General features: G+C 30.4%; 15 protein-coding genes. 9 read left to right on the top strand and 6 right to left on the bottom strand.

Going from position 1 to position 13,147, the window contains the following annotated elements; all coding sequences use genetic code 11:
- The first annotated feature begins 76 nt into the window (after positions 1–76).
- The 4 genes from CD034_RS09720 (at position 77) to CD034_RS09705 (ending at position 3,675) form a co-directional block, all read left to right on the top strand.
- Complete coding sequence (locus tag CD034_RS09720) at positions 77–958, top strand: SDR family oxidoreductase (protein ID WP_002488817.1); 882 nt, start codon at positions 77–79, stop codon at positions 956–958.
- A gap of 77 nt (positions 959–1,035) precedes the next feature.
- Complete coding sequence (locus CD034_RS09715) at positions 1,036–1,647, top strand: flavin reductase family protein (protein ID WP_049432417.1); 612 nt, start codon at positions 1,036–1,038, stop codon at positions 1,645–1,647.
- 96 nt (positions 1,648–1,743) lie between these two features.
- The gene (locus tag CD034_RS09710; protein WP_002448544.1) at positions 1,744–3,036 is read left to right on the top strand and encodes a Na+/H+ antiporter NhaC family protein; all 1,293 of its coding nucleotides are present in this window, start codon (positions 1,744–1,746) and stop codon (positions 3,034–3,036) included.
- A 120-nt stretch (positions 3,037–3,156) separates the two neighbouring features.
- A complete protein-coding gene (locus CD034_RS09705) occupies positions 3,157–3,675 on the top strand; it encodes an SRPBCC family protein (RefSeq protein ID WP_103288324.1) in 519 nt (172 codons plus the stop codon).
- A 60-nt stretch (positions 3,676–3,735) separates the two neighbouring features.
- Here CD034_RS09705 and CD034_RS09700 read toward each other — a convergent pair whose 3' ends face one another.
- Positions 3,736–4,494 (bottom strand): MurR/RpiR family transcriptional regulator, encoded by a 759-nt coding sequence (locus CD034_RS09700; RefSeq protein ID WP_002448387.1) that lies wholly within the window; start codon positions 4,492–4,494, stop codon positions 3,736–3,738.
- A gap of 201 nt (positions 4,495–4,695) precedes the next feature.
- Between CD034_RS09700 and CD034_RS09695 the strand changes: the two genes are divergently transcribed.
- On the top strand, positions 4,696–6,297 hold the full coding sequence (locus tag CD034_RS09695) for an alpha-glucoside-specific PTS transporter subunit IIBC (protein WP_049417721.1): 1,602 nt from the start codon (positions 4,696–4,698) through the stop codon (positions 6,295–6,297).
- A gap of 45 nt (positions 6,298–6,342) precedes the next feature.
- Here the strand turns inward: CD034_RS09695 and CD034_RS09690 are convergent, their stop codons facing one another.
- Positions 6,343–6,873, bottom strand: a complete 531-nt coding sequence (locus tag CD034_RS09690) for a hypothetical protein (protein ID WP_002454979.1) — start codon at positions 6,871–6,873, stop codon at positions 6,343–6,345.
- 285 nt (positions 6,874–7,158) lie between these two features.
- Here CD034_RS09690 and CD034_RS09685 point away from each other — a divergent pair, with 285 nt between their 5' ends.
- The 3 genes from CD034_RS09685 to CD034_RS09675 are packed head-to-tail and all read left to right on the top strand — an operon-like array spanning position 7,159 to position 8,964.
- The gene (locus CD034_RS09685) at positions 7,159–8,073 is read left to right on the top strand and encodes a bile acid:sodium symporter family protein (protein WP_002488728.1); all 915 of its coding nucleotides are present in this window, start codon (positions 7,159–7,161) and stop codon (positions 8,071–8,073) included.
- Positions 8,074–8,122: 49 nt separating this feature from the next.
- A complete protein-coding gene (locus CD034_RS09680) occupies positions 8,123–8,767 on the top strand; it encodes an HAD-IA family hydrolase (RefSeq protein ID WP_002448575.1) in 645 nt (214 codons plus the stop codon).
- Between the two features lie 5 nt (positions 8,768–8,772).
- A complete protein-coding gene (locus CD034_RS09675) occupies positions 8,773–8,964 on the top strand; it encodes a hypothetical protein (RefSeq protein WP_002454981.1) in 192 nt (63 codons plus the stop codon).
- Positions 8,965–9,019: 55 nt separating this feature from the next.
- Here the strand turns inward: CD034_RS09675 and CD034_RS09670 are convergent, their stop codons facing one another.
- Positions 9,020–9,208 carry a hypothetical protein gene (locus CD034_RS09670; RefSeq protein ID WP_002448560.1) on the bottom strand — a complete coding sequence of 63 codons (189 nt, stop codon included), beginning with the start codon at positions 9,206–9,208 and terminating at the stop codon, positions 9,020–9,022.
- Positions 9,209–9,214: 6 nt separating this feature from the next.
- Positions 9,215–9,559: a hypothetical protein gene (locus CD034_RS09665; RefSeq protein ID WP_002448336.1), complete on the bottom strand. Its 345-nt coding sequence runs from the start codon at positions 9,557–9,559 to the stop codon at positions 9,215–9,217.
- 328 nt (positions 9,560–9,887) lie between these two features.
- Here CD034_RS09665 and CD034_RS09660 point away from each other — a divergent pair, with 328 nt between their 5' ends.
- The gene (locus CD034_RS09660) at positions 9,888–11,276 is read left to right on the top strand and encodes an amino acid permease (protein WP_049417724.1); all 1,389 of its coding nucleotides are present in this window, start codon (positions 9,888–9,890) and stop codon (positions 11,274–11,276) included.
- A 214-nt stretch (positions 11,277–11,490) separates the two neighbouring features.
- On the opposite strand, the gene CD034_RS09655 is transcribed toward CD034_RS09660, so the two are convergent.
- The gene (locus tag CD034_RS09655; RefSeq protein WP_049417726.1) at positions 11,491–12,363 is read right to left on the bottom strand and encodes a MurR/RpiR family transcriptional regulator; all 873 of its coding nucleotides are present in this window, start codon (positions 12,361–12,363) and stop codon (positions 11,491–11,493) included.
- Positions 12,364–12,687: 324 nt separating this feature from the next.
- Complete coding sequence (locus CD034_RS09650; RefSeq protein ID WP_002448527.1) at positions 12,688–13,041, bottom strand: hypothetical protein; 354 nt, start codon at positions 13,039–13,041, stop codon at positions 12,688–12,690.
- Between the last annotated feature and the right edge of the window lie 106 nt (positions 13,042–13,147).

Here is a 13,147-nt window from a genome sequence, read left to right as displayed (position 1 = left end):
AATTTTTGGAATTATGATTTAATTACTATTTAATGTGGTAAACCAGTATTGAGTGATTAAATAGGAGATGATTTTAATGGGTGCACAAGATCCAAGAACTAAATTTAAAGATTCTGATTATAAAAAACAAGAACAAGAAACACCAGGTTATCAATATAAAATGTCACCTAAACCAGATTGTGGTGAAGAATCATATGAAGGTCATGGTCGTTTACAAGATTATAAAATGCTTGTAACTGGTGGCGATTCAGGTATTGGACGTGCAGCAGCAATTGCTTATGCTAAAGAAGGTGCTGATGTAGTTCTTAACTACTTACCAAGTGAAGAACAAGATGCACAAGAAGTTAAAAAAGTCATCGAAAAAGCTGGAAGAAAAGCAGTGCTTATCCCTGGAGATGTGAGAAATGAGCAGTTTAACTATGATTTAGTAAAACAAGCTTATAATGAATTAGGTGGCTTAGACAACATTACTCTTGTTGCAGGTCATCAACAGTATCATGATGATATTCATGGATTTACAACTGAACAATTTGCTGAAACATTTGAAACAAATGTCTATCCAATTTTTTGGACTGCTCAAGCAGCAACTAAATATTTAAAACCAGGTGCTTCAATTACAACGACATCTTCAGTGCAAGGGTATAAACCTGCTGCAATTTTACATGATTATGCCGCTTCTAAAGCAGCAATTATTTCATTAACAAAAAGTCTTTCTGAAGAATTTGGAGATAAAGGTATTAGAGTGAATAGTGTAGCGCCAGGACCATTTTGGTCACCTTTACAAATCAGTGGTGGACAACCTCAATCAGCAATACCAGAATTTGGCCAAGCTACTCCACTAGGTCGTGCAGGTCAACCTGTTGAATGTGTGGGACCATATGTATTATTTGCTTCAGAAGATGGTAGTTATTTAACTGGTCAAGTTCATAGCGTTACTGGTGGTATTCAAATCGACTAATTTAGTAAAATGTTAAGTATACTGGCGAGAGATTTTTAGAAATCTCTCGCTTTTTATTTTATAAAGGAGAATTAAAAATGAAAGAGATTAATCCAAATCAATTATCAGACATTCAAAATTATAAATTATTAAGTGGTTCAGTTATCCCTAGACCTATTGCGTTTGTAACATCGGAAGATGAAAAAGGTAATTTAAACGGTGCGCCATTTAGCTTTTTCAATGTAGTGAATAATAAACCACCTATGATAGCAATTGCAGCACAAAGAAGTAATGGTAAGCGTAAAGATACAGCTATAAATATTGAAAAAACAAAAGAATTTGTTGTGCACATTACAGATGAATTCAATATTGAAGATATCAATGAGACGGCTGCACCTTTAAAATACGAAGACAATGAATTAGAACGTACATCATTGACTCTTATCAGTTCATCTATGATAAAGACGCCTGCTGTGAAAGAATCTAATATTCGTTTTGAATGTAAATTAGATCAAATGATTCAATTAGGTACTAAAAATGATGGTGCTGATTTAATTATAGGAGACGTTGTTATGTATCATATAAGTGAAGATGTCTATTTTGAGGATAGTAAAATTGATTCTAATCAGCTTAAACCGGTAGCACGTTTAGCGGGAAATAATTATTCTAAACTCGGAGACACATTTACAATTGAACGTCCAGAATCATAATAATATGAATTTTACATGTAATTGTATTGACGATGATACATGAATCTTGTACCTTTAAATATAAATTCAATTAGTATTAATGAAAGTAGGTTAAATATGGGAGAAGGTAATAAAGGGCATGCATGGGCACTACTACCTCTTGTGCTATTTATTGCATTATTTTTAGGAATAGGAATCGCTACTGGAGATTTTAGTAATATGCCTTTAAATGTTGCGATAACGATTACTGTGATTGTAGCATTAATGATGAATAGAAAAGAAAAATTTTCAAAAAAGATTGAAATATTTACCCAAGGAGCAGGGCATTCAAATATTGTCCTAATGGTTTTCATCTTTATCTTAGCAGGTGCATTTTCAACTACTGCTGAAAAAATGGGTGGTGTTACGTCTACAGTTAATTTAGGACTATCACTCATACCACAAAATTTTATTATTGTAGGATTGTTTATAATTTGTATGTTTGTCTCTATCTCTATGGGAACCTCAGTTGGAACGATCGCAGCACTTGCACCTGTAGGATTTGGATTTTCTCAGGCAACTGATATTTCAGCTATGTTAGCGATGGGAACAGTAGTAGGCGGTGCGATGTTTGGTGATAATTTATCAATGATATCAGATACCACAATAGCAGCAGTACGTACTCAAAAAACAAAAATGAGCGATAAGTTTAAAGTTAATTTTTGGATTGTTTTACCAGGTGCAATTCTAACAATTATCATTTTATTTTTCTTAACAAATGGTGTACATGTTGATCATTCTAAGCAATATGATTATAACTTAGTGAAAGTCATTCCTTATATTTTAGTGCTTGTTTTAGCCGTCATTGGTGTGAATGTTATCGTAGTTTTAATTAGTGGTACTATACTTTCTGGAATCATTGGTCTTATTGATGGTTCTTTCAATTGGAAAGGTTTATTAACTGCTATATCAAAAGGAATTATTGGAATGGAAGATATTGCAATTATAGCTTTACTTATTGGTGGGCTTGTTGGTCTTATTCAACATAATGGCGGTGTAGAATGGTTGCTTAATTTTGTGAAATCGAAAGTGAAATCGAAACGTGGTGCTGAATTTGGTATCGCTAGTCTTGTGAGTGTAGCGGATATCGCTACAGCAAATAACACAATTTCAATTATTATGTCAGGACCATTGGCTAAAAATATTGCCGACGAGTATGAAGTAGATCCTCGTAAATCAGCAAGTCTTCTTGATATTTTTGCTGGATGTTTTCAAGGTCTGTTACCCTATAGCCCTCAACTTATTGCAGCAGCGGGTGTCGCTGGAATATCTCCTTTTAGTATGATGCCATATTGTATTTATTCAATTTTATTAGGCATTTGTGGAATTCTAGCAATTGTATTTAGATTTCCACGTCTTAAGACGAAATAAATGATATATAACAAGTTAAAATCATCTAAATTTATATTTTTTTAATTTCTGATAGTTGAAATTTTGGTAGTATTTATAAATGCGTTAAAATATAACTAAGAGTGAAAGTAGGTGAGATGAGTGGCAAAATATAATGTAGAAAATGAACAAGTTGAGATTCATATTGAGCGTTTATTTAAATATTCTCCAGAATTTGTTTATAGTGCTTGGACAGATATAAACTTATTAAAGCAATGGTTTATGACCTCCCAACGAACAAATAAGTTATTTGATGCAGATATTCATGAAGGTGGACAATATCGTATAGTAGATGCTCGTAATGGTAAACAAAATGTAATTCAAGGTAAATATGAAGAATTAGTATCCGATGAATATATCAAAATGACTATTGGAATGCCAGAATTAAGCGATAGTCAAGATGTTATTGAAGTAGAATTTGAAGAGCGTGAATCAGGCGGTACGCAAATGTTCTTTTACTATCAATCTATAGTAGAAAAAGAACGTCGTTTAACGGCTTTAGAATATAAACATAAAAAGAAAGAATATCATGATTCTACTGCACATGGTTTAGAATTAATGTTTGATCGAATGAATGAAGTTTTAGATCAATATGTAGAGGACAATGATATGTTACTTTAATTAAAATGAAAAGACCTATTGAGTAAGAGTAAGTTATTACTTAATAGGTCTTTTTATTTATTATAATTCACCGTTTTCTTTTCGCTCATTATATTTTCTTAGTAACGTTTCAAAGAAGATATGATAATTAATAAAGCTAGAATAATCTATATCATTGTATAAATAAAATGTATGACTAGAAACGTAAACATTATAATTTGCCTTTTGTGCTAATGTATTGTCTTTCATGGTTGTAACAGAAATAAAATAACGTTGGCGCAATTGAAGTAAATTAGTAATCTCAGTTAATTGGTGAGTTTCTCCAGATAAAGAAATCACAAAAAATAAGTCATCTTCATTAGAGTAGTTAAGTACCATTTTAATCTCATGTTCATCATGCAATACAATTACATTTTTATGCATAGTTAATAAGATACGTTGTGCCTCTTCAGCTACATTTTTCTGAGCTCGTCCAGTACCATATAAGTATACATTGGTAGCTTTATCAATTTTTTCAGTAATAAGGTTAAAATTTACCCTTTCTAGGTAAGTAAATGTTGTTTCAATTTCTTGTTTAAATTGTTTGATTGAATCGGTAGGAACTTCATGTAAAGATTGACTTTCAAATTTTAAATAAGATTTAAAATCACTATAGCCATCAAAGCCTAATTTACGGGTGAAACGATGAATCGTTGCGTTTGATGCATGTGTATATTGTGATAGTTCTTGTATTTTTAAAGTTTTACATTGTTCTATATGTGTATTAACAAAATGAGCTATATGAAGGTCATTGTCATTTAATTTATCAAAGTTAGCATTAACTCTCTCATCTAATAACATATAAACACCTCAAGTTATAATATTGAAAATTTTTTCATCTATAGAAAATATAAACTGATTATACAAAAATATTTCAAAATGAGTCAATGCTATTGTATATATGAAAGCGTTTACTATAATAGAATTAAGATATTAAGAAAGCGCTTAAAAAAGTGCAATATCATATGATTAATGATGATATTTAGATTTGGGGGGCAGCATATGAACGCAATAAAACGTTTTGGGAGCGCAATGATAGTTCCAGTATTAATGTTTGCATTCTTCGGGATTATATTGGGGTTTGCAACACTATTTAAAAACCCAACGATAATGGGTGGTTTGGCAGATAGTCACACATTTTGGTTTAAATTTTGGTCAGTCATTGAATCTGGTGGTTGGGTTATCTTTAATCACATGGAAATTGTATTTGTAGTAGGGTTACCCATTTCACTTGCTAAAAAAGCACCAGGTCACGCAGCATTAGCAGCTTTAATGGGTTACTTAATGTTTAATACATTTATCAATGCCATTTTAACGCAATGGCCACATACGTTTGGTGCAAACTTACAAAAGGGTGTTGAAAATGTTACAGGTTTAAAAGCAATTGCAGGTATTCCAACATTAGATACTAATATTTTAGGTGGTATCATTATTTCAGCTATTGTAACTTGGATACATAATAGATATTACAGTAAGAAATTACCTGAAATGCTTGGTGTTTTCCAAGGTTTAACATTTGTAGTCACTATTTCATTCTTTGTTATGTTACTAGTAGCAGCCATTACATGTGTAGTGTGGCCAACGATTCAAAGCGGAATTGAATCATTACAACACTTCATTATTGCTTCTGGTTATATAGGCGTATGGTTATACCATTTCTTAGAACGTGTATTAATACCTACTGGACTTCACCATTTTGTTTATGCACCAATTGAAGTAGGTCCAGTTGTAGCAAAAGATGGTTTAAAAGCAGAATGGTTTAGACATTTAAATCAATTTGCCGAAAGTAGCAAACCATTAAAAGATCAATTCCATTATGGTTTCATGCTTCAAGGTAATGGTAAAGTATTTGGCGCAATTGGTATTGCTTTAGCAATGTATTCTACAACACCTAAAGAAAATCGTAAAAAAGTAGCTGCATTATTGATACCTGCTACATTAACTGCTGTTGTAGTTGGTATTACAGAACCATTAGAATTTACATTTTTATTTATTGCACCATTCTTATTTGTTATTCATGCATTATTAGCTGCAACAATGGATACAATCATGTATGGTTTTGGGGTAGTTGGTAATATGGGTGGAGGACTGCTTGACTTTATTGCAACAAACTGGATTCCACTTGGACAAAATCACTGGATGACTTATGTAGCTCAAGTTATTATTGGTTTAATTTTTTCAGCAATTTACTTCTTTGTATTTAGATATCTTATTTTAAAATTTGATATTCCATTACCAGGACGTCGTGCTGAAGAAGAAGTGAAACTATTTTCTAAAAAAGATTATAAAGAGAAAAAAGGAGAAGATAGTACAGACACTTCAGGTTTTAAGCCTAGTAATGAATATGAAGAAAAAGCATATTATTATTTAGAAGGTTTAGGTGGAAAAGAAAATATTAAAGATGTGACAAATTGTACAACACGTTTACGCTTAACTGTTAATGACGAATCAAAAGTAGAAGATACTGCATATTTTACACATCAACAAATGGCACATGGACTTGTAAAAAGTGGTAAGAATGTACAAGTAGTTGTAGGAATGACCGTACCACAAGTACGAGAAGCATTCGAACACTTAGTGTTTGATGAAAATGATAAAAAATAAGATACCAAAAGGGTCGAAACATTTTGTTTCGACCCTTTAACTACTCTAAGAAATACGTGCATTATGTAATGCGCGAGTTTTATATGTGGCTGATAAAATATCAATATTTCGACAAGCAATAAACTGAATGAGTTTCGAGAATATTTCTGGTTTACAACATACGCTAGCATAATTATTGTTTAATGTATAAGTTAAATCATATTGATTAGAGAAATATGTCATTATATCAATAACTTTATCTTTAATAAAAGCATCTTGTAATCCATCTATACATAAATTAAAGCGTTTAGAAGAAGAATAATGTTGTCCAGAATCTAATAAGATGTGTGTATTTCTAGAAGAGAGAATTTGGTAAATAGAAATTTGGTAAAAACTTAAAAAACTAATGAAATAGGGTAATTGTTGTTTAGGTAAGCTAATTTCAAGGGCTGGAGTATTGTTATATTTAATAATGTTGTATTGAAATGATTCGCAAAATTGAACATTTCTGCAAATTTTCATTAATTGTCTTTTAGTCGATCTTGATTGCAAACCTACAATATTTAGAATGTAAGTTTCAAATTTATCTATCCACATGCAAGAACCTCCCAATTCTTAATAATATGTAGTCTTCATGTCATTATCATTCTTAAAATAAAACACGTCGTTCCCATATACAGTCTGATTGTATCACTCTTTATTATGATTATCACTACGACTTTTGAATGAATTTTAATTTAATATTTTTGTAATACATTCGTAACTCTATTTAAAAAAGAAAAAATAAAAATATACATATTTTTAAATATTCTGAAAATTTATTGTTTTACTTTTTCTCCTGTGATACTCTTATTTCATTATTTAAAATAAGAGGGTGACGTCATGTTAAGTAAAGTAAGTGAATTTGCAACTAAGACATTTTTATTGTGGATGTTTATTGCTGCTATTATAGGTTTTATATTTCCAACTCAACTAGCGACGATTGGTCAATTCGTCCCATGGCTATTAGGAATTGTGATGTTAGGCATGGGAATGACAATTAAACCTAGTGATTTTAAATTGGTTTTTAAAGAGCCGAGGTCTGTTATTATCGGAGTGATCTTACAATTCACTATTATGCCTATCTTGGCCTATACTATTGCGAAAATATTTCATTTACCAGCTGAGTTAGCAATTGGAGTGATTTTAGTTGGATGTTGTCCTGGCGGAACATCAAGTAATGTCATGAGTTATCTAGCTAATGCTAATGTTGCGTTATCTGTAGCGATTACAAGTGTATCTACTTTATTAGCACCATTTGTAACACCTGCTTTAATTTATTTATTTGCTCATGAGTGGTTACATGTATCATTTTTAAGTATGCTATGGTCGGTCATTCAAGTTGTTTTATTACCAATAATCATAGGATTCATTCTACAACTTGCTTCCAAAAAAGTAACTCGAGAGGCTACTAAAATTTTACCAATTATTTCTGTAGTAGCGATTTCATTGATTTTAGCGGCTGTTGTTGGAGGGAGTAAATCACAAATTCTTAAAACTGGATTACTTATTTTTATTGTAGTCATTTTACATAATGCAGTGGGCTATTTATTAGGTTATGTTTTAGCACATGTATTCAAACTTGATAGAAGAGACAAAAAGGCGGTTTCTATTGAAGTTGGAATGCAAAATTCAGGTTTAGCTGTGTCTTTGGCAACTGTACATTTTAATCCACTAGCAGCAGTGCCAGGAGCCGTATTCAGTTTTGTTCATAATATTTCTGGACCTATTCTTGCCAAATATTGGTCTAAACGTTAATGTAATATGTTAAACTTACCTATAATATTAAGTTTAAAGGAGAAATATCATGTATAAAGCAATAGTATTCGATTTTGATGGTACAATTGTCGATACTGAACAACACTTGTTTAATATTATTAATAAGCATCTAATTAGTCATAATGCAACACCAATTACACTCGATTTTTACCGTGAAAATATTGGTGGAGAAGCAAAGGATTTACACGAATATTTGGAACAGACGATTGGAAATGATAATAAAGAAACTATTTATAAAGAACATCATCAAACAAGCAATCAATTAGAAATTAATCCTACGATTAAACAATTGATGAAATACTTAAAGCAACGTCATATTCCTATGGCAATTGCGACAAGTAGTTATAAAAAGGATATTTTTCCAGTATTTAAGAGTTTAGGTTTAGATGAATATATAAATATTATTGTTGGGAGAGAAAGTGTAGAATATGTAAAACCAGAGCCAGAACTTTATTTGACTGCGGTTCAGCAGCTTAATTATTCTCCAACGCATTGTTTAGCTATTGAAGACTCTGTAAATGGTGCTACAGCTGCTTTTCGCGCTGGATTAGATGTTATAGTAAATACAAATTATATGACTCAAACACAAGATTTCTCAACTATTCCATATATTGGTAAAGATTTAAATAACGAAGAAATTATAAATCGTTTTTTTGAAAAGGGTCATGTGTGAATGAAATGTCGTGGCAATTAATTATCTTCTTTTTAGCTGGACCCATTATTATTGGAATAGGAAATCTTGTTTTAGGTCCAATATTTAATAAACGTATTCCTTTTAGAGTTCGTATACGTTCATTCATGTTAGGATCAATGATATATCTTATACTTGCTTTTATAGCGTATTTCTTTTTGTTACAAGGCAAATTATAAAGTGATCGACCAATATAACAGTAAAAAGGAACCTTTTTCTAAGGTTCCTTTTTTATTAAATAATTATTTTTAGAATAATTGTAAAGACTAATAAAACAATTAAAATCGCATCAATACCTACCATTACGGTAAATCTAGTGCTTTTAGATCCTTGAGATTTAGCTTGTTTCATTGCATTATAATTTGGTATGAGACTTAAAAATAATAAAACAATAATTAATATTATACCGATAGTGACTGACATATATATTTATTCTCCTTTTCTTTTTTCAATCCATTCCCATATAAATCCTGCAATAATACCTACACAGATTCCTATTAAAACACCGAACTTTGGAGAAGATAATACTATTCCTATAATTAAAAAGATTATAACAGCGATAGATAAAGTAATACTAAATTTTATTTTACGTTGATCAGAATTAAAGATTGAAAATACAATTAAGTATAGTAAGAAAAATGCTAAAGTTGCTAAAAACGTTCGTAGTATAAGCGAACTTACCATGTGCTGTTGTTCACTAAAAAAGTTCAGTAAAAAGAACACAATAGCAAAAATAATAGATATTTTTATATCCTTTTTTAATAAATGCTGCATAAGGTTAAACTCCTTTAAGTCTATATAAGCAGTATAGCATACTGCTAAAGTATCAATTAAATATATTAATTTAGTAATATGATTCTCAACTAAAAATAACTCAATAATACAAATATTAAATTATTCATTTTTGTAAAAAAGTAAAAATATTTTAATTAAATAAATGGAAACGCTTTCAATGTAATTTAAAAAATATATTTTATTTTCTGAAAATTATAGTATAATAACTTCAATAAGGTAAAGGATATGTCGACTAAGAAAACGTAATAAATATTTTCTATAGTTTAAAAGTATCGCACCTTAGTCCAAATAGAGATGGGGTATTTTTATGGATAATAATGAATTACACAGGGGACTAAGTGCACGTCAAATTAGAATGATTGCGCTTGGCGGGACAATTGGTGTAGGTTTATTTATGGGGGCAACAAGTACAATTAAATGGACTGGACCGTCAGTTATTTTTGCGTATTTAATCGCAGGAATATTCTTATTTTTAATAATGAGAGCAATGGGAGAATTGATTTATTTAAATCCAACAACAGGTTCATTTGCAACATTTGCTAGTGAATACATACATCCAGCTGCTGGCTATATGACAGCGTGGAGTAATATATTCCAATGGATTGTCGTTGGGATGAGTGAAGTCATTGCCGTAGGTGAGTATATGAATTATTGGTTCCCTCATTTACCACAATGGATACCAGGTGTGATTGCAATAGTATTATTATTAGTAGCAAACTTAGCTTCAGTTAAAGCGTTTGGAGAATTTGAGTTTTGGTTTGCAATGATAAAGGTGGTAACAATCTTATTAATGATTATTGCTGGGTTAGGATTGATTTTCTTTGGAATTGGTAATGGAGGACATCCTATCGGTATTTCTAACTTATGGAAACACGGTGGATTTATGCCAAATGGATTAGTTGGTTTCTTCTTTGCACTTTCAATCGTTATTGGTTCTTATCAAGGGGTTGAGCTCATTGGTATTACTGCAGGTGAAACAAAGAATCCTAAAGAGAATATTAAAAGTGCTGTAAATGGCGTTATATGGCGTATATTAATTTTTTACATAGGTGCTATTTTTGTTATCGTTTCAATATACCCTTGGAATCAATTAGAAAGTATTGGTAGTCCTTTTGTAGCTACATTCTCTAAAATTGGTATTACATTTGCTGCAGGTTTAATCAACTTTGTTGTATTAACTGCTGCATTATCAGGATGTAACTCTGGTATTTTTAGTGCAAGTCGTATGATATATACACTTGCTCAAAAAGGGCAAATGCCTAAAATCTTTACACGTGTAATGAAAAATGGTGTGCCGTTTTATCCAGTATTAACTATTGCAATTGGTATTTTAATCGGAGCATTATTAAATGTTATTTTACCTGTATTTATTAAAGGTGCTGATAGTATTTTCGTGTATGTTTATAGTGCATCTATTTTACCAGGTATGATTCCATGGTTTATGATTTTAATTAGTCATATTCGTTTCAGAAAATTACATCCAGAACAGGTTGAAAATCATCCATTTAAGATGCCAGGAGGCCCAATTTCTAGTGTTATTACCATTATCTTTTTACTCATTGTTTTAATTGGTATGTTATTTAATAAAGACACAGTTATTTCAGTGGTTATAGGTATTATTGTCTTAGCAGGGGTTACAGTTTATTACTTTATTCGCGGTCACCACAAAAATGATGCTATAAAAAGAGTAAAATAACGATAAATATATATATTAAAAAATCTGAGACGTGCATAAACGTCTCAGATTTTTTAACGTTTGGATAGTAAATCCCTAAGTTAAACATAGACTAATATCAAGTTTTTCAATTGTAGACCGAGACCCTAACATAAAGCCATTCAAAAAGAAAGTCGACGACCAACGTAAGTTAGGAATGAAGTGGAACAATGAGTTCTATCCCACTCCTTTTTTACTAATGTTTAAATTCAATTTTTGATAAATATTTGTGATAATTATCTAATGAAATCTTTGACTGTGTTATATAGTCTAAAGAATCGTGATAATTACGTGCTATAAAGCGGTAAAAGATAATATCAATCGTATATAATTGTGCAAATAATGCAGTCGTCGCACTCATACACAGTTCGTTTTTATAATCTTCATTATACGTTAAAACTAAATCAGAATCTTTTGCAATTGAATTATTGTTAGAACTTGTAATAGTAATCATTGAAAGATTAAAATCTTTAACGACTTTTACCATTGCTTGTAGTTCGCTCTGTTCACCACTATTTGTAATAAAAACGACACAGTCATTTTTATTATGTGTAGACAACATTGTAGTAAGTAAATGTGTATCTTGAACTAATTGAATATTGAGACCAATACGGGATAATTTCTGATAAAATTCAAGGGCACACACATATGAACTCCCATAACCATATAGAAAAATGGTATGTGCCTGTTTAAATGTTTCACAAATAGCGTCAATAGTTTGGTGATCTATAAAATGATTACTTTGTTTTAACGACGCTTTAGTTTGAAAATATAATTTTTGTTTTAAACTTTCTACTGATTCATTTTCTACTAACTTGATATTATATGGTGTGACTTGTTTAGGAAACCATTGCTTAATTTCATCGCGTATAGCTTTAAAATTTTGATTAATTAATTTTTGACTATAACGATTCATAGTAGATACACTAATATTAAGCTCATCTGCAATCGCTTCATTAGACATTGAAACTAATTTATGTGGAGAATTTAATATGAAACGTGAAAGTTTCTGTTCACTTTTAGAAGACGAAGCGTAGACTTCATCTATCCTACTTAAAATATTTGTCATCCAATCACCTAATTTATTAAAAGTTTTTCTTTCATCATAAATAGATAGATGAAAATGAAAACATCTCTATCTAGGCATGTGAATACATCATATATTACATCTAAATTCCCACAAATATCGATAAATAACTGTAAAGTGATTAAGTTAAGTAAAGGTTTACGTAATAGGATTACCGAAATAATGTGATATTCTCCCATCAATATGACATTATTTCGAAGATTAAAAAAATAGTATGCAGTTTTTACTTAATATTAATCAAGCATTATTATACATACTATCAATTACAATGACAATTCACCTACTAAACTTATCAAAAAAATAAGGTTATTGATAATTATTAATCTGATTATAAACTTTATAAATATGATTTTGACGTTCTTGCAAATCAACGATTAAATTTCCATTTTTAAAATTTTGAAGAGGGATCTGTTTTAAGTGAGTCACCAATTTATTGTATTGCTCGAAACAATACATTTGTGAATCAGAACAATGAGATGAAATACTATTTATTTGATTATGTTTAAAATGAGCACGGCAATGAGTAATAAAATTATTGTAATCTTTAATTCCCAAAGATAAATGTGCTATGTCCATAAAATAATAATATTTAGCTTTTTCTAGTAAAATTAATAATTGAATTAAAATGTGTTGATCGTATATTAAGGTTTTATAATGCATGGTACACTCATCCTTTAAAAGAGAATGTTAAGGATATATGGTGTGTAAGCATTTAGTATTTAAGAATGAAAGTGAGAATACATCGAAATTTCTTCAATACTCACTA

The organism is Staphylococcus hominis subsp. hominis, assembly GCF_002901845.1.
Classification (GTDB): domain Bacteria; phylum Bacillota; class Bacilli; order Staphylococcales; family Staphylococcaceae; genus Staphylococcus; species Staphylococcus hominis.
The sequence above is the reverse complement of the archived record's forward strand: the minus strand, read 5'-3'. Positions and strand labels throughout refer to the sequence as shown.

Excerpts from the sequence above, each read along its gene's own strand:
- CD034_RS09655 (WP_049417726.1), bottom strand. The coding sequence starts at position 12,363 with ATGACAAATATTTTAAGTAGGATAGATGAAGTCTACGCTTCGTCTTCT.
- CD034_RS09660 (WP_049417724.1), top strand. The coding sequence starts at position 9,888 with ATGGATAATAATGAATTACACAGGGGACTAAGTGCACGTCAAATTAGA.
- CD034_RS09680 (WP_002448575.1), top strand. The coding sequence starts at position 8,123 with ATGTATAAAGCAATAGTATTCGATTTTGATGGTACAATTGTCGATACT.
- CD034_RS09700 (WP_002448387.1), bottom strand. The coding sequence starts at position 4,494 with ATGTTATTAGATGAGAGAGTTAATGCTAACTTTGATAAATTAAATGAC.
- CD034_RS09720 (WP_002488817.1), top strand. The coding sequence starts at position 77 with ATGGGTGCACAAGATCCAAGAACTAAATTTAAAGATTCTGATTATAAA.
- CD034_RS09685 (WP_002488728.1), top strand. The coding sequence starts at position 7,159 with ATGTTAAGTAAAGTAAGTGAATTTGCAACTAAGACATTTTTATTGTGG.
- CD034_RS09690 (WP_002454979.1), bottom strand. The coding sequence starts at position 6,873 with ATGTGGATAGATAAATTTGAAACTTACATTCTAAATATTGTAGGTTTG.
- CD034_RS09710 (WP_002448544.1), top strand. The coding sequence starts at position 1,744 with ATGGGAGAAGGTAATAAAGGGCATGCATGGGCACTACTACCTCTTGTG.
- CD034_RS09695 (WP_049417721.1), top strand. The coding sequence starts at position 4,696 with ATGAACGCAATAAAACGTTTTGGGAGCGCAATGATAGTTCCAGTATTA.
- CD034_RS09665 (WP_002448336.1), bottom strand. The coding sequence starts at position 9,559 with ATGCAGCATTTATTAAAAAAGGATATAAAAATATCTATTATTTTTGCT.
- CD034_RS09650 (WP_002448527.1), bottom strand. The coding sequence starts at position 13,041 with ATGCATTATAAAACCTTAATATACGATCAACACATTTTAATTCAATTA.
- CD034_RS09670 (WP_002448560.1), bottom strand. The coding sequence starts at position 9,208 with ATGTCAGTCACTATCGGTATAATATTAATTATTGTTTTATTATTTTTA.
- CD034_RS09675 (WP_002454981.1), top strand. The coding sequence starts at position 8,773 with ATGTCGTGGCAATTAATTATCTTCTTTTTAGCTGGACCCATTATTATT.
- CD034_RS09715 (WP_049432417.1), top strand. The coding sequence starts at position 1,036 with ATGAAAGAGATTAATCCAAATCAATTATCAGACATTCAAAATTATAAA.